This window comes from Nostoc sp. 'Lobaria pulmonaria (5183) cyanobiont', from assembly GCF_002949795.1.
Taxonomy (GTDB): Bacteria; Cyanobacteriota; Cyanobacteriia; order Cyanobacteriales; family Nostocaceae; genus Nostoc.
This window is the reverse complement of record NZ_CP026692.1, coordinates 2,852,508-2,876,469: the sequence shown is the minus strand read 5'-3', so window position 1 is coordinate 2,876,469 and position 23,962 is coordinate 2,852,508. Positions and strand designations below refer to the sequence as shown.

Annotated in this window: 22 protein-coding genes and 1 pseudogene; 15 read left to right on the top strand and 8 right to left on the bottom strand. The window is 40.7% G+C overall.

Annotated features, from left to right (window positions below):
• Nucleotides 1-55 precede the first annotated feature (55 nt).
• Entirely contained in the window at nt 56-952 is an 897-nt protein-coding gene (locus NLP_RS12495) for a hypothetical protein (RefSeq protein WP_158680358.1), read from the top strand.
• Between the two features lie 728 nt (nt 953-1,680).
• Here NLP_RS12495 and NLP_RS12490 read toward each other — a convergent pair.
• Together NLP_RS12490 and NLP_RS12485 are read right to left on the bottom strand one after the other, a co-directional pair.
• Nucleotides 1,681-2,727, bottom strand: coding sequence for a dihydrolipoyl dehydrogenase family protein (locus NLP_RS12490; protein WP_234017298.1), 1,047 nt, complete (start codon nt 2,725-2,727; stop codon nt 1,681-1,683).
• A 381-nt stretch (nt 2,728-3,108) separates the two neighbouring features.
• Nucleotides 3,109-3,903: a class I SAM-dependent methyltransferase gene (locus NLP_RS12485; RefSeq protein ID WP_104906678.1), complete on the bottom strand. Its 795-nt coding sequence runs from the start codon at nt 3,901-3,903 to the stop codon at nt 3,109-3,111.
• Between the two features lie 208 nt (nt 3,904-4,111).
• Between NLP_RS12485 and NLP_RS12480 the strand changes: the two genes are divergently transcribed.
• From NLP_RS12480 to NLP_RS12470, 3 genes are all read left to right on the top strand, one after another.
• Nucleotides 4,112-5,746 carry a filamentous hemagglutinin N-terminal domain-containing protein gene (locus tag NLP_RS12480; RefSeq protein WP_234017297.1) on the top strand — a complete coding sequence of 545 codons (1,635 nt, stop codon included), beginning with the start codon at nt 4,112-4,114 and terminating at the stop codon, nt 5,744-5,746.
• Nucleotides 5,635-7,986 carry a plasmid replication protein, CyRepA1 family gene (locus NLP_RS12475; protein ID WP_234017296.1) on the top strand — a complete coding sequence of 784 codons (2,352 nt, stop codon included), beginning with the start codon at nt 5,635-5,637 and terminating at the stop codon, nt 7,984-7,986. Before NLP_RS12480 ends, NLP_RS12475 begins: the two co-directional genes overlap by 112 nt.
• Before the next feature lie 80 nt (nt 7,987-8,066).
• The gene (locus tag NLP_RS12470; protein ID WP_104906677.1) at nt 8,067-9,050 is read left to right on the top strand and encodes a tyrosine-type recombinase/integrase; all 984 of its coding nucleotides are present in this window, start codon (nt 8,067-8,069) and stop codon (nt 9,048-9,050) included.
• A 173-nt stretch (nt 9,051-9,223) separates the two neighbouring features.
• Here NLP_RS12470 and NLP_RS33090 read toward each other — a convergent pair whose 3' ends face one another.
• Nucleotides 9,224-9,385, bottom strand: a complete 162-nt coding sequence (locus NLP_RS33090) for a hypothetical protein (protein ID WP_158680357.1) — start codon at nt 9,383-9,385, stop codon at nt 9,224-9,226.
• A 556-nt stretch (nt 9,386-9,941) separates the two neighbouring features.
• On the opposite strand from NLP_RS33090, the pseudogene NLP_RS12465 reads away from it, so the two are divergent.
• Nucleotides 9,942-11,076 (top strand): annotated as a pseudogene (locus NLP_RS12465) (ISAs1 family transposase).
• Between the two features lie 228 nt (nt 11,077-11,304).
• Here NLP_RS12465 and NLP_RS12460 read toward each other — a convergent pair.
• Nucleotides 11,305-11,880, bottom strand: coding sequence for a histidine phosphatase family protein (locus NLP_RS12460; protein WP_104906676.1), 576 nt, complete (start codon nt 11,878-11,880; stop codon nt 11,305-11,307).
• 18 nt (nt 11,881-11,898) lie between these two features.
• Between NLP_RS12460 and NLP_RS33085 the strand changes: the two genes are divergently transcribed.
• From NLP_RS33085 to NLP_RS12445, 4 genes are all read left to right on the top strand, one after another.
• On the top strand, nt 11,899-12,057 hold the full coding sequence (locus tag NLP_RS33085) for a hypothetical protein (protein ID WP_158680356.1): 159 nt from the start codon (nt 11,899-11,901) through the stop codon (nt 12,055-12,057).
• Between the two features lie 56 nt (nt 12,058-12,113).
• A complete protein-coding gene (locus NLP_RS12455; protein WP_104906675.1) occupies nt 12,114-13,349 on the top strand; it encodes an AIPR family protein in 1,236 nt (411 codons plus the stop codon).
• A 248-nt stretch (nt 13,350-13,597) separates the two neighbouring features.
• Complete coding sequence (locus NLP_RS12450; protein ID WP_199784810.1) at nt 13,598-13,888, top strand: hypothetical protein; 291 nt, start codon at nt 13,598-13,600, stop codon at nt 13,886-13,888.
• Nucleotides 13,878-14,261, top strand: coding sequence for a toxin-antitoxin system TumE family protein (locus NLP_RS12445; RefSeq protein WP_104906674.1), 384 nt, complete (start codon nt 13,878-13,880; stop codon nt 14,259-14,261). The genes NLP_RS12450 and NLP_RS12445 overlap by 11 nt, the downstream gene beginning before the upstream one ends.
• 372 nt (nt 14,262-14,633) lie before the next feature.
• Here the strand turns inward: NLP_RS12445 and NLP_RS12440 are convergent, their stop codons facing one another.
• Nucleotides 14,634-15,941 carry an IS4 family transposase gene (locus NLP_RS12440; RefSeq protein ID WP_442946664.1) on the bottom strand — a complete coding sequence of 436 codons (1,308 nt, stop codon included), beginning with the start codon at nt 15,939-15,941 and terminating at the stop codon, nt 14,634-14,636.
• 193 nt (nt 15,942-16,134) lie between these two features.
• Between NLP_RS12440 and NLP_RS12435 the strand changes: the two genes are divergently transcribed.
• The 4 genes from NLP_RS12435 (at nt 16,135) to NLP_RS12420 (ending at nt 18,837) form a co-directional block, all read left to right on the top strand.
• Nucleotides 16,135-16,515: a hypothetical protein gene (locus NLP_RS12435; RefSeq protein WP_104906665.1), complete on the top strand. Its 381-nt coding sequence runs from the start codon at nt 16,135-16,137 to the stop codon at nt 16,513-16,515.
• A gap of 85 nt (nt 16,516-16,600) precedes the next feature.
• On the top strand, nt 16,601-16,927 hold the full coding sequence (locus NLP_RS12430) for a hypothetical protein (RefSeq protein ID WP_234017295.1): 327 nt from the start codon (nt 16,601-16,603) through the stop codon (nt 16,925-16,927).
• A 174-nt stretch (nt 16,928-17,101) separates the two neighbouring features.
• Nucleotides 17,102-17,869 (top strand): ParA family protein, encoded by a 768-nt coding sequence (locus NLP_RS12425; RefSeq protein ID WP_104906673.1) that lies wholly within the window; start codon nt 17,102-17,104, stop codon nt 17,867-17,869.
• Nucleotides 17,870-17,871: 2 nt separating this feature from the next.
• On the top strand, nt 17,872-18,837 hold the full coding sequence (locus NLP_RS12420; RefSeq protein WP_104906672.1) for a ParB/RepB/Spo0J family partition protein: 966 nt from the start codon (nt 17,872-17,874) through the stop codon (nt 18,835-18,837).
• Nucleotides 18,838-19,169: 332 nt separating this feature from the next.
• Here the strand turns inward: NLP_RS12420 and NLP_RS35785 are convergent, their stop codons facing one another.
• The gene (locus tag NLP_RS35785) at nt 19,170-19,715 is read right to left on the bottom strand and encodes a sigma-70 domain-containing protein (protein WP_306297106.1); all 546 of its coding nucleotides are present in this window, start codon (nt 19,713-19,715) and stop codon (nt 19,170-19,172) included.
• Nucleotides 19,639-20,121 carry a sigma factor gene (locus tag NLP_RS35780; protein WP_313890060.1) on the bottom strand — a complete coding sequence of 161 codons (483 nt, stop codon included), beginning with the start codon at nt 20,119-20,121 and terminating at the stop codon, nt 19,639-19,641. Before NLP_RS35780 ends, NLP_RS35785 begins: the two co-directional genes overlap by 77 nt.
• Nucleotides 20,122-20,500: 379 nt before the next feature.
• On the opposite strand from NLP_RS35780, the gene NLP_RS12410 reads away from it, so the two are divergent.
• Nucleotides 20,501-21,460 (top strand): ParM/StbA family protein, encoded by a 960-nt coding sequence (locus tag NLP_RS12410; RefSeq protein WP_104906671.1) that lies wholly within the window; start codon nt 20,501-20,503, stop codon nt 21,458-21,460.
• Nucleotides 21,461-21,616: 156 nt separating this feature from the next.
• Here NLP_RS12410 and NLP_RS12405 read toward each other — a convergent pair whose 3' ends face one another.
• Complete coding sequence (locus NLP_RS12405) at nt 21,617-21,997, bottom strand: hypothetical protein (RefSeq protein ID WP_104906665.1); 381 nt, start codon at nt 21,995-21,997, stop codon at nt 21,617-21,619.
• Nucleotides 21,998-22,190: 193 nt separating this feature from the next.
• On the opposite strand from NLP_RS12405, the gene NLP_RS12400 reads away from it, so the two are divergent.
• Nucleotides 22,191-23,498 carry an IS4 family transposase gene (locus NLP_RS12400; protein WP_442946664.1) on the top strand — a complete coding sequence of 436 codons (1,308 nt, stop codon included), beginning with the start codon at nt 22,191-22,193 and terminating at the stop codon, nt 23,496-23,498.
• The last annotated feature ends 464 nt before the right edge of the window (nt 23,499-23,962 follow it).

The following is a 23,962-nucleotide window of genomic DNA, read 5'->3' as shown; positions in this document are numbered from 1 at the left end:
ACTGTCTAATGAGTGTTGTAAGGAAAAAAGAGCACCTACCAGCAGTAAAAACTTCGTGATCGAAAAAAAGCCTCGGCATCGCCCACAAAGATATTTCCCGGATGCCAAACAAATAATTGTAAAATGTGAGCGAGAATTGTGTATCCATTGCAACACAATATTAGTTAGCCTTCCATCTTGGCACATGCGAAAAACCATTCAAACCTTAAATGGAGCAGTGTTTGTGGCAGGCAAGGGTAAAGAATGTGCCAACTCTCAATGTGAATATTTTGGTAAACACTACTTAGCCTGTGGTGTGCTAAAATATAGTTTACCTCAAAGCACTTACGGGCTAGATGTGCTGGCATTTATAGGTTGGCAACATGAGCATGAGCATCAACAGTTGGTAGAAATTCAACGCTTATTAAAGCAGCGTGGTGTTGAAATTAACGAGAGGAACGTAGGCAAGCTCTATCGACAATTTCTAGCACTCTTAGGTGGAACGATTGCACATACCCAGGAGAAATTAGCTGCCACAGCCCATGAACATGGTGGTTTAATTTGGGCAATTGATGCCTTACAGCCCGAAGGTCATGGAACCTTGCTGTATGTATTGTACGAAGTACTAAGTGGCACACCAGTCAGTGGAATTCAGTTACAACAAGCACAAGCACAACGGCTAATTGAATGGCTGCAACCATATAAGGAATTACCTTTTACAGTGCTAGCAACGCTGTCAGATGGGGAATCAGCAATCATTGCTGCAATGAATTCAAGTTGGTCAAATGCACCACATCAGCGTTGTCAAGCCCACTTTCTAAGTAATTTGAGTGAGTCTGTACTGCCATTAGATACAAAGCTCCGACAGCAATTAAAGGCAGATTTGGATGGGCTGCCACAAGTTCCAGATCGCTCAGAAAGACTTCTTCACCCAAATCAATTAAGACAGCCAGACAGTAGCCCCCTTTTTTAGCAATTCCCTATTTGTCAAGAGATGCGGAGTTAATGGCAGTCGAATCCCAAATTCGTGCTGCGATTCGGGATTGTGTAAATCGTACCAATCGTAAACCTTTTAATTGGGGAGGTATTGAAGGCTACCAACAATTATCAGTTATTGGAGAAATACTACGTAGTTTACCATGCCGGGAAATTGACACAGATTATTTATCTCTATTGTCAGTATGGGTGGACCTTGCTTTACTGACTAATTGTTCAGTAGCATCGGATTTAGAAGAGGCGCACAAGTGGCTGCGAAGAATTGCCGAATGTTTGCACTATCCAGAACACACCAGTCGTAACACAGATGATGTGACTTATATCACAGAAGCTGCAAAATTACCTTTAACAAGCTTTCAAGTCCGGTGCAAGATGGAAGAGTTATTACAACAGTTTGTGCCTGACAGTCAACAAAATCCGGCACAATTTGCTCTCAAAAAAAAGTTACAACTGCTGTGGCACAAATACGGGGCTAATTTGTTGCACTGCTATGATATCCCTGGTTTACCGCCAGATAATCTCAAAATTGAGTCAAAATTCAGCCAGTTGCGTCGCCATCAGAGGCGAATTAGTGGGCGCAAATCAACTGTTGAATTGCGTGATTTTGGGCAATATCAAGTTCTCTTTTTTGCTGAGAATGAAAAACAGCTACTTGAACAAATTCAGCAAGTACCTATAACTGAGTATAAAACTCAACGTCGTCGATTAGCAATGGCAGAAGCTCCTCGCCAACAAAAACGTCGTCTTCATCGTAATCCAGTTAGCGCAATACAAGCTTTGGTTAATCAACATCAAGAACTTCTCACTGTGCTTGAGTTTCAAGCTCTCAATACCAATTAGACAGCTAGGGTCTCCGATCGCATAAATCCCAGCGCAAGTTGTTTGAAATTGATCGTCGATTTTAATAAAACCCTGTGCATCTAATTCAGTGCCTGTCACCGCAGAATTTAATGCCTGAGTATTCGGTTTGCGCCCAATCGCAATCAGCAATGCTTCTCCATCTAGTACTTCACCATTGTTCAGCGTTAGGGTAAACACACCGTTAGTGTAAGCAATCTGCTGAACCGTCACATTGAAATGCAGTCCAATTCCGTCTTGCTCAAAAGCATCAGCAAGCACAGCACTGACATCGGATTCTTCTTGAGCCAGCAAGCGATCGCCCCGCACAATCAATTCGGTTTGGCTCCCTAAACGCGCCATTCCCTGCCCTAACTCCAGGGCAATATAGCCACCGCCGACCACGAGCAACCGGGGCGGAATCTGCTGCAAATCAAAGAAATTTCGGTTGGTCAGATAAGGCGTTCCAGCTAAACCGGGAAAGTCAGGAATGCTGGAGGATGTCCCTGTATTGATAACAATGAGCGGAGCCTGCACAGTCACACCTCCTCCACTCACAGTTCGCTCTCCGGTGAAAGCAGCTTCAGCGCAGATGACTCGAACCCCTGCACTCTCTAGTCGCCGCTTGGTACCCTGGTTAAACTGGCTGCGAATACTACGCACACGCTCCATCACCGCAGAAAAATCGACCTCGACCTGCGCGTGTATGCCTAACTTTGCCGCTTGTCGAGCGCGACCTGCGGCATGGGCAGCGGCTAGAAAGGCTTTAGAAGGTGTGCAACCATAGTTTATGCAACTGCCTCCCAATGCATCGCGCTCAAATAGAACGACGTTTCGACCTGATGATGCAAAGTCAGCTGCGAGTGGAACTCCGCCCTGACCACTTCCAATCACAATTACATCTGCTGTTTCCATTGTTACCTCTGTTAATAGTTGCTCATCATACTTTGTCAAGTACGACTGGCTTTAATTAAATCGACTGCCTTATACCAATTTAATGTGAAGTTGCACATATCTTGATCCCCCTAAATCCCCCTTAAAAAGGGGGACTTTGATAAATGTTTTTCCAGTTCCCCCCTTATTAAGGGGGGATCGAATTCTATGCAGCTTCATAAAAAATTGGTATTACACAGGTAAAACAACGGCTAATGATTGATTATTTAACAGCGAGTATTACATTTGGGGTAACTATATAAATCTCATCTAGGTTGAAATCCGTAGTTTTTCCGTATCGGGTTTGAGATGAGTTATAACCCACACTCGATATTGAATTTTATTTATAATGAAAGGGCTTATTTAAATTTTTTGAGCAAAGAAAAGAACCGATAAATAGGGTTTATTAACATATCCCCCATGAGCATTTAATATCTGTATAATAGCATCAGAGAAATCCTGCTTTTCAGTTTCAGTAAATTCTTGATAAGCAGTTTGAGTTTTCAGAAGACCTAGATATCGCTCTGCATCATAATCAATAGACCAAGGATATTGTTTGACCACTAGGTTTTTGAAACAAAAGCTATTTAATATCCAGTTTTCTCTTTTTTTTATTAGTGATTCAACTGAGGATGGTTTAGCATTATATATTGTTGTACATACATATTTTTGAAACGTTTCTTTGAGCGCCTGAAATATTGAAGTATCTGGTAAAATAGAGAAATTCCAAAAAAACGCAATATAACCTTTTTCTTTTAAAGCTTGTGCAACTTTTGGATACCCTTTTTCACGATTTACCCAATGAAAGGCTTGGGCAGATATTGCTAAATCAAAGGACCTTGGGCGTAGGTTCCAATCCTCTAAAGTCACTGTCTCAAATGTCACCTTTGGATATAAACGCATATTTTGAGATGCTATTGCAATCAGTCTTTCACCTGGCTCTAAACAGCAGATAGCATAGCCCTTTTCAGCAAATGGAACAGTTCCCTTACCTGTCCCTGTTCCAATATCTAAAATTGAAGCTGAATCTGGAAGATTAGCCATCTCAATTACATCTTCAATCAATTGAGATGGATAGCTAGGGCGTGCTGCATCATAGATTTCTGCAACTTCATTAAAGGACTCACTACGTTTTCTGTTCATCACTGATAAATCCACAAACGTATTTTACTCCCGATCACTTTCGCTCGGATTTTAGAAAATATTAACAGTTTTACCACTAGAGAAAAAGCCTCTGTCTCCAATCCAATTTGACAAGACGCTACCGCTACTATTAATCTGTATGATTGGTAATCATTCGGGTGCAGGGTGCAAGTCTGTACTAAAAATAATTCAGAAACCAACCGAGAAACTTTTACTATGATTTATGACAAAAGCTTTATCCTGGCTTATTAAGGGCAGCACTTTGTTTTGTTTATTGCCTTGGGAGCCAATTGCGGCACAAATTGTTCCAGATGCAACCCTAAGAGTCAACTCCAGCGTCACAATAGAGGGTAATAATACCAGTGCGATAACTGGAGGAACCCAAGCCGGAAGCAATTTGTTCCATAGCTTTGAACAGTTTTCTGTACCCACAGGAAGCGCAGTCTATTTCAAAAATGCCCCAGACATCCAAAACATTTTGACAAGAGTGACGGGTAGCTCAGTATCTAATATTGATGGTTTAATTCGAGCTAACGGCATAGCCAACGTATTTCTTATTAATCCCAATGGGATTATTTTTGGGCTGAATGCTTCACTGAACATTGGCGGCTCGTTTTTCGGCACTACTGCCAGTAATATTAAATTTGCTGATGGCATCTCCTTCGATGCTAAACCCCTTAGTGGTGCAGAACCTCTGTTGACAGTGAGCGTGCCTGTGGGATTAGGATTTGGGACAAATGCTGGAAATATTCGCGTCTTTGGAGACGGACAAGGTATAAGAAAAACTTCAAACCTCATAGATACTAGTTCTGGTCTGCGCGTGCAGCCAAATCAAACCTTAGCTTTGGTGGGTGGTAATATATTACTCTCAAGTGGAACGCTTAAAACAACAGGGGGACAGATTGAATTAGGCAGCGTGGCTGGAGCGGGTTTGGTCAATCTGATTCCTACAGATAAAGGCTGGACGTTGGGATATTCAGGCATCTCAGCCTTTGGAGAGATCCAGTTATCTGGAGCAGCAGCAGTTGATGCCAGTGGGAATGGTGGTGGTAATATTCAAATACAAGCCATGAAGCTAATGCTAGACGGTGGTTCTCAGATTGAGTCCAGCACATTAGGAGCAGGAACGGGAGGAACATTGAAAATTAATGCTTCAGATTCAGTGAACCTGGTGGGATTACCAGAAGTTGATTCGTTTTTCAACACTGGTATATCGAGCCTAGTTTACCCAAGAGCTACCGGAGCTGGTGGCAACATCAATATTGAAACTGGGCGGTTAAATGTCCGGGATGGAGCAGGGATCGCTGCTGGTACGTATGGCTTCGGAAATGCTGGTTCCATAGAGGTCTTAGCTCATGATTCAGTGGAAGTGTTGCGAAAACCAACAGCGAATGCAGGCAGTTCCATAACAAGTTTGGCCCAACGAGGATCTACCGGATCTGGCGGTAACATCAAGATTCAAACTGCGCGGTTAAGTCTACGCTCTGGAGGAGTTATATCATCAGGCACATTTGGGCAGGGTTCGGGAGGCAACGTATCTATCACTGCTGACGAAGAAGTGCAAGTAACCGGAAAGTCATTAACTGGTAATTCTCCTAGCAGAATATCAGCTCGAACTGGAGGAACTGGAAAGGCCGGAAATCTGACAATCGAAGCAGAACGATTAACTGTCACTGATGGTGGGAGAGTAAATATTGGTGGTGAAAAAATTCCAAAAAGTCTTTCCGTTTTCCAGAAATTGGACTCGTGGTTTTGTGGAGCGATATGGGCACTGGTAAAACTGAACTCATGCGCTGGTGGCGTGACCAAAATCCTAACGCACGGTTCCTCAACAATGGACATCGGGTTAACTTGCTGAAAAATCTTGCCGAACGCTTGCGGACGGCGATGTACTCCGACTTGGGTTACACAGGTTTAGCCCAGGCCCCAGCCCTTAGTATTACTATTGACAGCTTGCATAAGCTGAATACTCAGTCTCTCACCTACGGCTGCATATTTATAGATGAAGCCTGCCAATACCTCACCCACTTACTACACAGTAATACTTGCAAACAGCACCGTGCAGCAATCCTAGAAGTACTGGAATATATAGTATACAATGCGCCACTGGTCGTCATTGCTGATGCACACATGGATGATTTAACGGTAGACTTCTTTCTTGCAATGCGACCAAAAGGTGAAGTACCTTACATCATTAAAAACGAGTGGCGAAACGGTTCACGCACAATTTATTGGTACGAGGGGGATAATGAGAGCGCCCTAGTCGCCCAAATCTCGGCAGCGCTGATGCTTGGAGAAAAAATCATGGTTGCAAGTGACAGTAAGCGTTTCATCAAAAAACTCGACAAATCCTTTACTATCAAATACGAAAAGGCAGGAGAAGGGGTGCATGGTAAAGGGCAAGGGGTAAAGGAAGAATTAACAGATTCCTCCACCCTTTCACCCTTACCCCTTACCCCTTGCCCAGCCCGTAGGGCTTCATGGCGCATCTGGTCAGTTCATTCCGACAATTCTGGCAGTGATGAAAATGTCGCTTTCATCAAAGACATCACCAACGCCGTCAAAAACTTTGATGCCTTGTTCACCTCTCCCAGTCTCGGTACTGGTGTTGATATTTCGGAGTATCATTTTGATTTAGTATTTGGTGTGTTTCACGGCGTTTCCCAAACTGCTACTGAGTGCGCTCAACAACTGTACCGTTATCGTCCAAAAGTCCCGTTTCATATTTGGGTGGCCCCGCGCCCCCCATTTGGCTACCAAGATACAAACGCATCCAAGATTAAAGAGCGCTTGCTCCAAACCAATGAAATGACCGCTTTTCTGTTGCGGATTGACCGTCAAACAGGCAAGCGGGGCGCAGAGAAAGATTGGGCGCTTGAGGCTTACTGCCAAATTATGGCTAACCGCCACTATTCTCTTAATAATCTGCGTGATGATTTGCGATCGCTGCTCACGGAAATGGGCAATACATTTATATGTGTGGGCAGTGATGATGATGACCAAGCAAGAGAAAGTCTAAAAGCAGCAGCACAAGCTTTGGATCGTGCCCACAATTCTCATGTTGCCAAGGCTAAGAATATTACTTTGAGTGAGTACCGTGCCCGTCAGAGCAAAGATTACCTTGACCCTAGCGAAATTTTTGAATGTGAAAAGTTTCGCATTTCTGACTCTTACGGCATCGAAGTAACCGAATCACTCGTAGAAATGGATAAAGGTGGTCGCTTAATTAGAGCGATCGCTGGACTTGAGGCCATTTTAGCAAAGCCCGAAGAATCAATTGTTGACCCCAAAACTGGGCAAAGTTATCCTACCCCACCAGCAATTGTCACCCAAAAAGACCGCACCGAGCGCGACAATCTACCTTTGTGCATCGACTGGGGCAATTACTCGGCACGGTGGCTTGCTAGATTTAACCTGGGATTGCATCAAATTCTCTTAAGTTTAATGAGGGGTGATGAAGTTTCTGCCGACGATTCCACCTTACTCAAGATGACGGAGATTGCTATACATTGTGCTGCTCACGTCAAAGCAATTCTTGGGTTTACTATTCCTAGTGACTGTAAGCCTATTTGGTTGCTAGGAACTTTAGTTGAGCAGCTGGGGTTAAAGTTAACTTTCCGTAAGCAAGGTAAACGCGGTCAACAGGTGAAACTTTTCTCTTTAGATAAAGAGCAATTGGAATTTGCAATGCATGTAATTGCTCATCGTGAAACGAAGCGTAATCAAAAAGAAAATCGAACCTATTATGCTGCCGAAACCCCTGCTGTGTATAGTGCAAACCCAAATCACCAGCCCGTATCCATCCCCCCCCTTGATGCTATAGGGAACTCCCATTGCCAAGGGGAGGATACTACCGAATTTGAGTCGCCTCCGACCGATCGCATTACGCTACTCCATTGTGTGGAAATGCTACGCTCTGGCATTAAGCAGGGGGTGGACGCGATTAAGGGCATCCTTAAGCGATGGGTTGAGGATTTGCGCTGGGATACGGTGCTGGAACTTGAAGCGATCGCAGCGAATGAGCTGCGACTTGTCGAGGATCAAGTCCCGGAATTTTATGCCTTGCTAAGTGAAGATGTGTTGCCTGTTGAGGGGTAAAGTCAGCATCACATGCACGCAATTATGAGATAATTACTTATCAGAATCTTGCTTATAAGAATATATGTTCCGATAAGTAAATGCATCAAACCCTTGAAAACAGCACACCTTCTCCTCTTGCTCTGGCTTCTCCCATCCCGCTAATCGAACATCCCGCTGCGGTCTATTTGGCAACCCTTTCCCCTGGTTCCCGCCCCACAATGCGCCAAGCTCTCAATGCGATCGCGCGATTGTTAACCAACTCAAGTTGTGATGCGATGACCCTGAACTGGGCAGCACTGCGCTACAAACATACGGCGGCAGTCCGCTCTGTGTTGAGCGAAAAATATGCACCAGCTTATGTCAACAAAGTGCTGTGTGCTTTGCGGCGAGTTTTAAAAGAAGCCTTGCGGTTAGAAATAATGGATGCTGTTGATTTTGCTCGTGCTGTAGACATTCCCAACGTTAAAGTCACCAAGCAATTGCGGGGACGTGTCCTTACGGCAGAAGAAATCGCCCAATTGATGCAAACCTGCTTTGATGACCCTACCCCCACTGGTTACAGAGATGCTGCAATATTTGCAATACTCCGTGGATCTGGAGTCCGCCGCTCTGAAGTGGTGAATTTAGACTTGAGCAACCTAGACCTGAATACTGGGGCAATAGAAGTGCGCGGTGGCAAAGGTGGTAAAGATCGGACTGTGTACTTACCCGATGCTGCTCTTACTGTCGTCTTGGACTGGTTATCGCTTCGAGACTTCGAGGCAGGCCCCTTGCTGTGTCATATCAACAGAGGCTCAAGGATAGTACGACGACGGCTTACCTCTCAAGCAGTGCTGTTCATCTTGCAAAAACGTGGTTTAGAGGCGGGAGTAACTAATTTCTCCGCTCACGATTTCCGTAGAACTTTCATCTCCGATCTGCTCGATGCTGGTGAAGACATTTCTACAGTTCAAAGGTTAGCTGGACACGCAAACAGTGACCAGACTGCCAGATATGACCGTCGCGGTGAAGAAACTAAACGCCGTGCTGTCCAAAAGTTGACTATTCCAGGACAGAGGAAGAAATCTCCTCTATTGATGTAGTTTCTACACTTTTTCTATACGTTCCTGGCTCTGAAATGCGATCGCTCTTCTTTTCAGTTTAGGGCTATAAGGGAATGGGTCGGTGAAGTACAAGAAATGGAACCGAGCGATTATGCAGATGATCAGTATGGGTATTTTGAGTGATTAATATAATGACTGGAAATATTTGATACTTAATATCTAAGTAATATGGTTGATGCTGGAATTGCTACGGGGTGATATCTATATTTATTCGCAATCGCCAATGGTAGCCGTTGGCAGTAGTATCTCTTCATAAAAGCGATCGCCTCCGGCGGCAGGGCAAACGCATCTAAATATTGACGAGCCTGAATCATGGTGAAATACACCAAGACTCAAACTACATAGGGCTTTCAGGATATTAAACCTCACTTTAGATGAAAATAATAATCATTATTAGGGGAGAGTTAGAGGCAGCCGACGGACGGCTGCCTGAATTTTCACGGTCAGTTCTCAAGTCACTAAATAGCGTAAGTTTTCTCACAGTCTGATTCTCAATAGTTTTAGATTAATGACTAGGAATCACGAGAAGATCAGCGAAAAGAAAAACTCAATTTATGCGATAGCTAACTGACCAAGGGAGCAATGCGATTTTGTCAGATTCGGTAAACGAGGTGCGATCGCTAAAAATCAAATCTGAGTACTAAGTAATTTCATTTACAATTTACTACTTAATATGTATAAATATATTTTTATTACTGATGAAAGGATTTAGCGATCGCACCTTTTTTCCCAGACCTCACCAAATCGCGTTGCTCCCCTGACCAAAGTGACTTTTACAGATGTTGTGAAAAGTCAGGACAGCTGCCCTTCATTGAACGTGGTATTCTCACATTGATCACAAAGAAGAATTACGTTCTTATTCTCCTCTCTATGAAGCTCAAACCCAAAATTACGATTGCTGACCATTTTGCGGTGATACAAGATCCACGAATAGATCGCACCAAACGACATAAATTAATCGATATCATGACCATTGCCGTATGTGCTGTGATTTGTGGTGCGGATGGTTGGGTAGCCGTAGAGACTTATGGTTGTGCAAAGTATGAATGGTTAAAAACATTTTTAGAATTACCAAATGGGATTCCGTCCCACGATACATTTGCAAGAGTATTTGCACAAATAAATCCTCAACAGTTCCAGGAATGTTTTCTGAGCTGGATGAAATCAATACAGAAGATAACTGATGGTGAAGTTGTCGCACTTGATGGGAAAACTTTACGTGGTTCTTATGATACAAGTAGTGACCAAAGCGCAATTATAATGGTAAGCGCCTGGGCAACTACAAATAAATTAGTGCTGGGACAAGTAAAAGTAGATGAAAAATCAAATGAAATTACAGCAATTCCAGAATTATTAAAGGTATTAGAACTGTCAGGATGTATTGTGACCATTGATGCAATTGGCTGCCAGAAGGAGATTGTGAAGCTAATCACTCTAGCATTATGCAGATTATGTAATTGCGTTAAAGAAGAATCAAGGAAATCTTTATGATGAAGTCGAAAAACTATTCTCTTCAGGGATAGCCACAGGTTTTGATGGGATTAAACATAGCACATATAAAACAGAAGGAACAGGGCATGGCCGTCATGAAATTCGCAATTACGTAATGTTCTCTCAAATTGAATCTCGGCTTAACCCAGATTCGATTTGGTCAAATTTTAATAGTGTTGGCATGGTAGAATCTGTCCGTTCATTCAATGGTGAAACAACGGTTGAAACTCGGTATTTTATCAGTAGCCTTGAGTCAGATGCTAAACAGTTTGGTAATTCTATTCGCAGCCATTGGGGAATTGAAAATTCATTGCATTGGCTATTGGATGTTGCCTTAAGAGAAGATGACTGTCGAATTAGAAAAGATAATGCTCCACAGAATTTTGCAATTCTCAGACATATTGCAGTCAATCTTTTAACTCAAGAGAAGCGTGTCAAACGTGGAATCAAAAATAAACAGTTTCTTGCAGCGATGGATAACAAATATTTACTAAGTATTTTAGCGTTAGCTTAAAATAGTACATCAAAACTTGAGTTGAATGTTTTACATAAAAGTTTTATTTATCCTCTAAGTAAATATATTCTTATGTAGCTCATAATTGAATTATTTTAGTATTGACGATTAGTCATTGAGTTGAAGTAAGCTAATTCACATTTTGAAAAAATATTTGATTTGTTTTATTTATCATTTCACCAATTTTTACAATTATCTATGTCATTTTGGAATCTCCCTTAGTTTTTATTAGTAAATAAGATGCGTTTGCCCTGGGGCAGAAACCAGGACGTTATCTCCATCTTTTATATGAGGAAAGATTCGATTTTGAAAAAATGGAATCGTCCTTTTGGCAGTGTCTTCAAGACTTTCTCCTCCTGGTGGTCGTTTGACAAATGAACGCCGCCATTCATGCACCATGTCTTCACCGAACTTTTCTGTGGTTTGAGCTTTGTTTAATCCCTGTAAATTACCGTAATAGCGTTCATCAAGTTTTGCACACATGAAAATAGGAATTTCCTGACTTTTATCTCCTTCATAGTTATCCCAACCATGCCATTCGTGATCTGAAGCGTTATGTTTGAATACAGGGCTTTTACCAGCGCAAGTTTTTTCACATTCAGTTAGACAAATAGCACTTGTCTCAATGGCACGAACCAGTAGGCTAGTAAAACACACATCAATTCGATAATTTCTAATTTTTTTTGCCGCCGCAATCGCCTCAAGGCGACCTAGATGACTCAGGGGGACATCAACCCAGCCGCTAAATCGGTTGGCTGCATTCCAAGTACTTTGACCGTGACGAATTAGAATGAGTTTTGCCATTATGGGTTGAAGAAAGCAGTGAATGCAGCATTTTGGTTGGATGTACCGATTGAGCAGCGCCTACGGCTAAAGTTACAGTTGAACTTGATTTTGAAATGGCTCACACCTTTCAATTACCGAGAACTGGTGGCGTTGGGGGCAGCTATTTGGTTAACTAGAGCAACAATGCCACAATGAAACAACGATAACAGATACAGTAACGTTAACCGATTAATTTCATCGCCAGATTTACTATGCCCAAGACTTGGAACATAAAGGTAGATAACTATTTTCAAGCCAACCCCAATTGCATTATCGCCACCGCCCATGTAGACTCGTTCCCTATAAACCTCCCCCTAGAACCGAACATCCGTGAGCCAAACCGCAAAAGCGCAACCTACAGACAAATCTTCGACTCGCTGACGACCGAACCCGTAAAATTCTTCTCTCGTCACAGTGGAATCGTACTGTGTGCCAATAAAGTTAACAAGAGTAAGAACAAAACTGAGCTAGAACTGGAGATAAAAGAAGCTAACGAGGGGGGTAGCGACGGCATTATCAACGGAGCGCACACAGTTCTAGCTTTTGAGCAAGCGAAAAACTACAAATATGACCTAACCCAAGCCAGAGTAAAAGTTACGATTCACATCGGACTGACTGAAGAATCAGCCAAAGATATAGCCCTAGCCTCAAATACTACAACGCCAGTAGATTCTCGCTCCAAAGTCAACGCCAGAGGTGATTACAAATTCATCAAGCAGTATTTAGCCCAGTTAGAACAGAAAGAAGATAGGAAATTCCGCATTGCCTATTACCAAAACCAAAGCGGCGCTCCCAGAAATGCTCAGTGCAATGTCACCCATTTGCTCAAGCTCCTTTACTGCCTCGACAGAAATAAATACAACCCTGACGGCAATAAACGAACCAAACACCCAGCAGGGATGAGTCTTCCAAGTAATATCACAGACGCAGAAAGGGAAAGATTAACCGCCTTGCTGCCTCTGCTAACTCATGCTTTGTGGATAGAGCAAAGACTGTACGAAATAATCCAAGACTATATCAGCAACCCCAGAAAAAAGGGTGCCAACGATTTAGCATCAATAGATATACGTAAAACTACATTGTTGCCGGACAGCAAGTATTCATTCGGGTTTGGTGCGCCAACTGACCTCGCATTACCAATAATTGCGTCCTATCGGGTATTTCTAGATAAAGACTATAAATGGATTATTCCTTTTAACGAATTCGCCGAAGATTTCCTCCAACACTTGTGGACGAATTATTTCCGCAAGTATTTGGTGTCGGAGAAAACAGCAGGCAATACAGTCGGCACAAAAATCAGCCGCAATCAAGAGATTTGGGAAAGTTTGTACATTTCGGCGCAGAGTTATCTAAATCAGCACTTGGTGAAAATGGTCAACTCTAGTAAGCAAGAAGAATCGAAGGTGACACAAGGTACAAAAGGGCGTGTGCAAGCAGGTAAGAAATAATAGTAGAAGGTTTCTATTGAGAGATTCGTTTTGGATGAGCGATGGCTTTTAATAGTAAACAGTTATCGGTCAAGTCGTAAAGTCCTTGGGTTTTAACTGATAACTGATAACTGTTTTAAGTGATGGACTAACTTGTGGAATCGAAAAAGTGCCATTGCTCACAAATTATTTTCCATTTCCATATACAATAACAACTGCTCATTCAAGGACTATTTTGTGAATTCAACAGTAGCAGGAGAGGAAAAATAATGGCTGAACTCAAACTCCGGTCAAAAGATCCAGATTCACTCAGACGCATTATTCAAAGTGCGTTGTCAGAAAGATTACAGAGTGTGACAGCAGGAATCAAAAGAACAGAAGAACGGATTCAGGAATTTGAAACCAAATATAAATTATCAACTGAGGAATTTATCACTCAGTTTAATAATGATGAATTATCTCATAGTTTTGACTTTGATGAGTGGATTGGAGAAGCTCGAATGTTGGCTCATTTACAACAAACAAAAGAATCCCTAGAGGAGATTGATTTTGTTGATTGAAGATTATTTTCAGCAAATTCAGCTTTTAATTGAATCCTCAGAAATAGTTAAATTATTCCATGTAAAAACTGAAAAAAGAGGAATATATGAAGGTTTTATCAGAGCCAAACTCGAATTTAAAGATAACTCCTTGCTGCATTTTAGGGAATTTGTTTATGTTGAAATATCCCTAGATAGAAAAATGTATAGTTATCAATATATGAATTCAGAGAATAATCTAATTTTTCGCTATGACAATACTGAACATCACCGAAAATTAAATCTGACTACTTTTCCTCATTATAAACATGATGGGAGTGAGGATAATATCGCTAAATCAGATGCTCCTTTTTTAGCTGAGATCCTAAAAGAAATTGAAAAAATATTAGGATAAGTGTGATGCCTATGGCAGACGTTGCCAATGTCCACAATGTCTTCAGCGCTCGCTTGACATCGACTAATTTATTTTCGCTATAGACTACGCCTTTGTTACAAAAGCGTAGTCTGACCTTAGCAATGGCTCTGCCAGAAATTCACATTCCTTGTATTATCCCTTATCCAATACTGTTCGGTTAAGGGGAAATAGGTGGTGGAGTCAAGGAGAATTAGTTCGCGTGTTGACTACGAGAACAAAATTAGCTAAAGAGTTTGTCTATACCTAAAGGCACTCTCAAAAAACTTAATTGTCAATTGCTTAGAATATCTTTAAACTATTGAACTATAAATTGATGATGAACAATTTAGTGTATCGAACAAATTGACAGATTTAACTTGCCTTTCTCAGAATTTGAAAAGATAGTTGTTGTCGGAGAGTACCATTACTTCTGTGACTTCGCTTTTTACTCTTAAACTTTGAACGTGCTTTCTTGACTACTCTCGGATTACTTCTGTGTTGTGGTAAAGGGATTTCTAAATCTAATATTTCGGAAATTAACCAGCTATAATATATGTTAATATCCAATTGATTATTTATCTGACGTTGAAATTCAGGGATGGCACGTCGAAGAACTCGTAAACTACCAGTAAAACTTAATCTTAATGGAGAAATATTTTTCAAGGCTGCACTTTGAAACATTAAACAACGTAGGCAATAATGCCCTAACAACCAACCATAAATTTCTTGGACTACTTCACGAGGATTCTTAGAACGGATGGGGATTTTTCGACCATTTAGATGTACCTTTAATTCATCTAAAGTATTCTCAGCCTCCCATCTTTGATGATATTCTGATGCTAATAGCAAAGCCGGAAAGTTGGAAATATCCATTAAATCAGTAATCAAACGGTAAGTCTTTTCTGTACCATTCTCTTCAATAACATATTCAATTATGCGGACAGAAATTCGGGTCACACCCTTTTTTTTCGACTCTCCATCTGGTGCAATCCATGATTGATAAGAGCCATCTTTGAATATTTCAACTACTTCAAATTTTACATGGGCTGGGACACGACCAAGGAAATGACCTTTTTGTTTAATGACTGCATTGACCATTTTGAAAGAATGTAATCCTCTGTCCCACATCAATAACATACTAGAGTTAATACTGCGTAGGAGTTTTAAAGCACTTCTTCTCTCTCCAATGCGATAGGGGGAACAGAATGCATCTACAATTAAATGAGTACCTGCTTCCACTAAAAATACTAATCTAGCTTTGGGAAAAGCCGGATATGTACCAGGGCGAGAACCAGGATAGCCAAATACTCTTGCGTTTGTTTCTGTTTCGGGAACATCAAAAACTGTTCCATCCATCGCCATGATTCTTAATCCTCCCAAAAAAGCACCAGGTGTTAATACTGTGGCTTTTGGCTTGGCTACCATTTCAAATAACCGAGTCATTACCGCCGCTCCTGTCCTTTGACGAGCTTCTGTAATTGATGAACTTACTGGTATTTTCCAGCGTATCAAGAAAGGTATTTGTAAATAACTTAAGCCATGAATGAGATTTTTGAACACATCTACTATTGAATCACCAGACCAAAAATTCATAGCGATTACTAAAGCTACAATTATGTGAGAGTTCAGTTTTCGTCGTCGTTTTTCCTGACTGGAAGTACTAATAATTGCTCTGGTTATGGTTTGAGATGGGATTACTTGTGATACAGCCAGAAGTAATTCACTTGGATTAATGCAGGCTAGGCTTCTATGATCTCAAAGTTAACAAGTGACATTTCAGTTGTAAAATAGTGTGGGGTAAATTTACCATGTTCTCGTAAATTATACGCGAACACATTCTGCTCTTTCTGCAACTTCCAAGGAGCATTAGTCAATGCCTGCTCCTGACTCGGACATTATTTCTAGGGCTGAACTCCTACAACAAGCGATTGCCACTTTACAACTCTCTATCCAACAAATTCAAGCTTCGGGGGAAGTAGCGCCACCTGGTTGTTGTGTTTTGCGTTACCAAGCACGCGGAAAAAAACAAGCTTATTGGTACTATAAATTACACGCTACCAAACCAATTTTTTCCACAACTCAACCCAACAAATTGAGCAAATATAGGCATTTGGGTAAGGCTGGAAGCCCTGCTCATATTAATGCTGTCCTCTCCGTCGCTAAAAGAACCCAAATCGATCACTTAACTTCATGCATCGACTCTCTTCGTCAAAATTGGGTGGACTTGTACGATAGCCTCAAAGAGAAAAAGTAGTCGAATTATCTCATTTTGTTCTCGTAACTAATACGCGAACAAATTTTTCTTTGTTTTACCCTTCATTTTCCTTAACCGAGCAGTATTGTATTGGTTCCCTTTGGTAATCCACATTGAACCTAAACAGCTATTTTTACTAAATAAACAGTGTAAATATTGCCCAAGCTGCGACTTAATTATTGCTAAAAAACAGGAAATTGAGCCATTGATGGCTGCTACTTTTGTCCAAACAAATCCTCAAATTGTAGGTAATAACTATGTAGTCATGGGAACAGTTGATAAAAAAGATTGGAAGGAAGGCGACAAAAATTTGCTTTCCCCATCAGAAATGATCGGACGCATATACGTCTTCAAAGATGTTTGGAATTTTGAAGTCATTCCGGCAGGTTGGTATCCTAACGAAGAAAAATAACTCCTGAATTCTGTTTCTGCTGTCAAAAATTTTTCTACAACCAGATCATACCTTTGGTCGCTGATTTGATTGGAAAGACACAATCTTGGCATAACTCAATAGTTGTGTTCTCCCTGAACCAGAGCTACAATTTGCCGTATTAAGGGGAAATATTTAAAATTACAATTTACACTCGTGAGCAAAACTATTATCATTGCGTTATTTAACCAATCAGGGGGCGTTGCTAAGACTACTCTTACCCAAAACCTCGGTTATCATCTAGCTTCTAATCAAAACCATGTCCTACTTGTTGATATGGACCCACAGGCAAGCCTAACGAATTTTATGGGAGTAGACCCAGAAAGTTTAGAAAAAACACTCTACAACGCCATTATTGATGAAGAACCGCTATTTATCTATCCAGAAAGTATTCATGGGATGAAGTTGGCTCCCACAAATATCACCCTTAGTGCAGCTGAACTTCTCTTACCTACTGCTGATGCAAGAGAATATCGTCTCAAAGAAGCTCTAGCACCTATTAAAGATGAATACGACTTTATCTTAATTGACTGCCCGCCTTCTTTGGGCATTCTCAGTATCCTCAGCTTAACTGCGGCTACACATCTAGTTGTGCCTATTCAATGCCAATTTAAATCTTTTCTTGGCACTGATCTTTTACTTGATACTGTTGGGCGAGTTCGTAAAAAACTCAATAAAAACTTAGAAATTGCTGGATTTATCCCTACAATGCTTGATAGCCGTACAGCACAGGAAACTCGTACTGTTAACGCTATACAAGATCAGCTTTCGCAAATAGCAACAATATATCCTGCTATCCCAAAATCAATTGCATTTGCCGATGCTTCGGAACGTCGGATTCCATTGGCTGTGTATGATAAAAATCATGCAGCACTTAAAGTTATGAATAAGATTGTTAAAGATTTAGAAAAACTAAAAGTGTAAAAGTGACTAAAAAAGACGTAGTATATAGTGCAAAGCTTAAACACGCTAATCCTCTTGATTTAATATTTAGCGATGGTGATTCTGAACTAACTACACCTAAAAATCAAGCTACTAGCATCAAACCAGAGCGAATTAGGTTAGACCCAACCCAACCGCGACGCTATTTTGAGCGTAAGAAGTTAGAGGAACTCACGCAGTCAATAAAAGTGGTAGGAATACTTGAACCCTTGCTAGTGCGTCCTTTAGGAAATGGGGACTATGAACTTATTGCAGGGGAACGCCGCCTCATCGCAGCAGGAATGGCTGATTTAGAAGAAGTACCTGTTGTCATCAAGGAAATGGATGATGCTACCGTAAAACAGGTTAGATTAATTGAAAACTTACAGCGTGAAGATTTAAATGCATACGAAGAAACTATCGGGATTTTAGAATTACTTGTTTTACGGTTGAAGATGTCGCAGGATGAGGTCGTAAGCCTGCTCAATCGTATGGAGAAAGCTAATCGAAAAAAGGCGGATAACGTTATCCGCTCAGATGAGGTTGCAATAGTTGAGGGTGTCTTTATGGCGTTTGGCAAACTGTCCCCTGAATCATTCCGAACAAATCGCTTGCCTCTATTAAACCTGCCTGATGAAATTCAGCAAGCTTTATCTCAAGGTAAAATTGAATATACAAAAGCCAGAGCGATTGCAAAACTCAAAATTGACGAAGATCGGAAACAATTACTTAGTCAAGCAATAGATAATAATTTATCACTAGTTGAAATTCAACAATTAGTACGGAATATTCAGAGTAAAGAGGAAGGTAATGATAATCCCCCATTACTTAAATATCAATATAAAGAATTAAGTAAACAACTGGCTTCATCTAAAGTTTGGGATAATCCGAAGAAAAAGAAAGCTTTGGAGAAATTGCTTAATCAAATAAAAATTATTTTAGAAGAACAAGAGGAGAGTACTGAAAATTAAATAAGTTTGATTTCTTTTTGTCTATCGGAAAAGGTATATGCATGAAAACTGAAAAGCTTGTCAATTAAGAGCTTTAGTTCAATAACTGCTATACCACAGTAGACAAAATCTGATACTGATCCTTTCAGGGTAGCCAACGAAGATACGTTGTTTAAGTGCTACCCTCTTCAATCCTCCGCTCAGATTTTGGGCTTTTTGATGGTTGAAATAACCAATTATCATTCTAAAGTTCACCACCTTGAAAGGGCTATATCTGATACTTACAATTTGACTAAGTGCGGGAGAAGTGGTTTCAGCAACAGTGATTCCTTCTCCTTGGACATAAACAGTTTTTAACTGGCCAAATAATCTTTAATTTTGTCTTGCTCACGTCGTAAAGCTTTGATACCTTGTCCATGAGCAGAGCGTACCTTGGAATGGCTGAGATTAAGTTTTTGTGCAACCTGTTTTGCTGTCAACTTGTCCTCGCCCGACAACCCAAACTGTAACATTAAGACTTGGCGTTGATTTGGTTTCAAGGTAGCTAATAAATCCTGTAAATCTGATCGGAGACATTCTAGAGCAACATACTCTTGTGCGGAGATTCTTTCGTCGGGTAATATCTCTTGCAGTTGGTTTTCTTGCTCCTCTCCAATTCCTAGCTCTAAAGAAACTAGCGGACGAAATGCGTTTAGGCATTCGGCAACTTGTTTAGGTGATGCATCAACAGCTTCAGCGATTTCTATAATAGTGGGTGTTCTTCCCAAGGTTTGAAAAAGTTCAACGTGTGCCTTTTTGATTTGCATCAATCTTTTGGTCAGGTCATGGGGTAGGCGAATAGTATGGGATTGTTCTGCAACTGCTCTGGTAATTGCTTGCCGAATCCACGCCTTTTGCATAAGTAGAAAATTTATAGCCCCGATTCGGCTCAAATTTTTCTACCGCTTTTTGTAAACCTATTGCTCCCTCTTGAATCAGATCCAAAAATTCCAGCTTACTCCAACGATATTTTTTAGCGACTGCAACCACTAAACGGAGGTTGGCAGTAATCATTAAATGTTTTGCCAGTTGCCCTTGTTCAAGGATTTGGGTTAATTCTGCTTCTGTTTTATTCACCTCGGCAGAGAGTTCAGACCCATTTGGAGAACGCTTTAGCCGTTGCACAAGAAGATTCTTTTGCTGCTCAAGTGCCAGCATAGACCTTACAAGTCTTGCATAGAAAATTTCTTGTTCAGGTAATAGCCTATCAATGCGACCAATTTCTCGTAGGTAAATTCCAAGTGTATCAGAGCTTTGGCTAGACATCTTGCGTTGCGTAAAGCTAATTTAGACCTTGACAGTAGAGTATAAATCAAAGAGTTAACAACGATCTAATTTAATTTCTGCTGCGTTGATAAAAAAGATTTCAAAAATTCTTATTGGGGGTTATATGGGGGCTATATATACCCCAACACTAGTTCAAGACTTTGGTGAATTTTTGACCCCTATATAGGGCACATATAGGTGCTAAATGGGGTATATTTGACTAGTCAACATTTTGTACCCCATTTAGCCCCCAAGGGGTTATGATAAGCTCTTGAGATTAGGAAAGAAGGGGGAAGTTATTTTATTCTTCTTTCTCTTGCCCTTGCAGATCACTTCAACAGATAATTTTCACAAATCAAAGTGTATTACTTTTGTATTTATGTCAAACATTCACACCTGGCAAAAAATTTTTCCTGCGGGTTTCGATAACGGTTACGGAAGCCTTAAACTTTTAGTCGAAGGGTTTGAAGTAGTTCGTGTCCCCAGCTATATAACCAATGCCGAGATGGAAGATGTGCCAGGGCGTGTAGTTTTTAACGGTACTGCTTACACAGTTGGAGAGTCAGCTTACCGGACAGGGAATTATTTTGACCGCAACACAGACAATAATGAAAATAAAGTCAACAACGCATTATTGACTTTATTGGGTGCATTGGCGCATCTACCACACCGTAAAGCTTGGCACTTAAAATTAGTCGTCAGCTTACATGATGTTGGTCTGGCTGAAGAATTACAAAAAGTACTCAATGGAGAATATCAGCCAATACTTGCTGGCAAACAATCAGAAGTAAAAGTAGAAGTGCTGAAAGTTGTACTAGAGGGTATGGGTGCATTGTTTGGGCATCCACTACCGAAAAAATTAACAATTTTAGACTTTGGTAATGGAACAACCCTATATTCTCGTTACAACCGGGGTCAGCGAGAAGTTCACACTGCTTACCCTATAGGTGTAGAAGTTCTCATCGATGATATCTCCCAAAAGATGAAACATCTAAATGGCGGAAAAATCGGAGATCCATCCAAAATCCGATTTTGTTTGGAAATGGGGCATACCAAGTACAGCCGTGACATCGATATCAAAGATATATACAGTGCTTCTTTAAAAGATTGGTATGAAAAATACTTGAAGAAAGTGGTAAATCTCACATTGGATGCCAAGCATCAGGGGGATGAAATCTGGGCGATAGGTGGAGGCTGTCTCTTACCTGGATTTAAGAAGCTATTAGAGAAGAACGGTTTCAAAATTCTGGATAATCCGGTGGAAGCTAATGTCTCTGGGCTTTTAGAGATGGCAAAAACTATTTTTGCCAAGAATCCAGCATCTACATCTATTAAGTGATCGCAATGGCAGACAAACTTGACTTAACCCCAGAAAAAGTTCGGATCAAAGATAGCTACCGTGAGCGGCAATACTGCTCGGTTAAGGAAAATGAAGGGTAAAACAAAGAAAAATTTGTTCGCGTATTAGTTACGAGAACAAAATGAGATAATTCGACTACTTTTTCTCTTTGAGGCTATCGTACAAGTCCACCCAATTTTGACGAAGAGAGTCGATGCATGAAGTTAAGTGATCGATTTGGGTTCTTTTAGCGACGGAGAGGACAGCATTAATATGAGCAGGGCTTCCAGCCTTACCCAAATGCCTATATTTGCTCAATTTGTTGGGTTGAGTTGTGGAAAAAATTGGTTTGGTAGCGTGTAATTTATAGTACCAATAAGCTTGTTTTTTTCCGCGTGCTTGGTAACGCAAAACACAACAACCAGGTGGCGCTACTTCCCCCGAAGCTTGAATTTGTTGGATAGAGAGTTGTAAAGTGGCAATCGCTTGTTGTAGGAGTTCAGCCCTAGAAATAATGTCCGAGTCAGGAGCAGGCATTGACTAATGCTCCTTGGAAGTTGCAGAAAGAGCAGAATGTGTTCGCGTATAATTTACGAGAACATGGTAAATTTACCCCACACTATTTTACAACTGAAATGTCACTTGTTAACTTTGAGATCATAGAAGCCTAGCCTGCATTAATCCAAGTGAATTACTTCTGGCTGTATCACAAGTAATCCCATCTCAAACCATAACCAGAGCAATTATTAGTACTTCCAGTCAGGAAAAACGACGACGAAAACTGAACTCTCACATAATTGTAGCTTTAGTAATCGCTATGAATTTTTGGTCTGGTGATTCAATAGTAGATGTGTTCAAAAATCTCATTCATGGCTTAAGTTATTTACAAATACCTTTCTTGATACGCTGGAAAATACCAGTAAGTTCATCAATTACAGAAGCTCGTCAAAGGACAGGAGCGGCGGTAATGACTCGGTTATTTGAAATGGTAGCCAAGCCAAAAGCCACAGTATTAACACCTGGTGCTTTTTTGGGAGGATTAAGAATCATGGCGATGGATGGAACAGTTTTTGATGTTCCCGAAACAGAAACAAACGCAAGAGTATTTGGCTATCCTGGTTCTCGCCCTGGTACATATCCGGCTTTTCCCAAAGCTAGATTAGTATTTTTAGTGGAAGCAGGTACTCATTTAATTGTAGATGCATTCTGTTCCCCCTATCGCATTGGAGAGAGAAGAAGTGCTTTAAAACTCCTACGCAGTATTAACTCTAGTATGTTATTGATGTGGGACAGAGGATTACATTCTTTCAAAATGGTCAATGCAGTCATTAAACAAAAAGGTCATTTCCTTGGTCGTGTCCCAGCCCATGTAAAATTTGAAGTAGTTGAAATATTCAAAGATGGCTCTTATCAATCATGGATTGCACCAGATGGAGAGTCGAAAAAAAAGGGTGTGACCCGAATTTCTGTCCGCATAATTGAATATGTTATTGAAGAGAATGGTACAGAAAAGACTTACCGTTTGATTACTGATTTAATGGATATTTCCAACTTTCCGGCTTTGCTATTAGCATCAGAATATCATCAAAGATGGGAGGCTGAGAATACTTTAGATGAATTAAAGGTACATCTAAATGGTCGAAAAATCCCCATCCGTTCTAAGAATCCTCGTGAAGTAGTCCAAGAAATTTATGGTTGGTTGTTAGGGCATTATTGCCTACGTTGTTTAATGTTTCAAAGTGCAGCCTTGAAAAATATTTCTCCATTAAGATTAAGTTTTACTGGTAGTTTACGAGTTCTTCGACGTGCCATCCCTGAATTTCAACGTCAGATAAATAATCAATTGGATATTAACATATATTATAGCTGGTTAATTTCCGAAATATTAGATTTAGAAATCCCTTTACCACAACACAGAAGTAATCCGAGAGTAGTCAAGAAAGCACGTTCAAAGTTTAAGAGTAAAAAGCGAAGTCACAGAAGTAATGGTACTCTCCGACAACAACTATCTTTTCAAATTCTGAGAAAGGCAAGTTAAATCTGTCAATTTGTTCGATACACTAAATTGTTCATCATCAATTTATAGTTCAATAGTTTAAAGATATTCTAAGCAATTGACAATTAAGTTTTTTGAGAGTGCCTTTAGGTATAGACAAACTCTTTAGCTAATTTTGTTCTCGTAGTCAACACGCGAACTAATTCTCCTTGACTCCACCACCTATTTCCCCTTAACCGAACAGTATTGGAACAAGATATTAATTCCAACCCCTTTGAAATTAGCGTAGGCGTAGCCCGCCGCAGGCATCGCCTATGGGTGAAAAATCATCTTGAAGTAGATGAGGAAAAACTACGGGTTTCAACGTAGACGAGGTTTATGTATTAACTAATGGCGGATTTTACCGTGCCTATGGTGATATTCAAAAAATAGTTTAATTAGATAGAGTGTGAGCTTCACGCTCTATCTAGTTTTCTTGAGTAATCACACTTCTAAAGTTAAGAAAA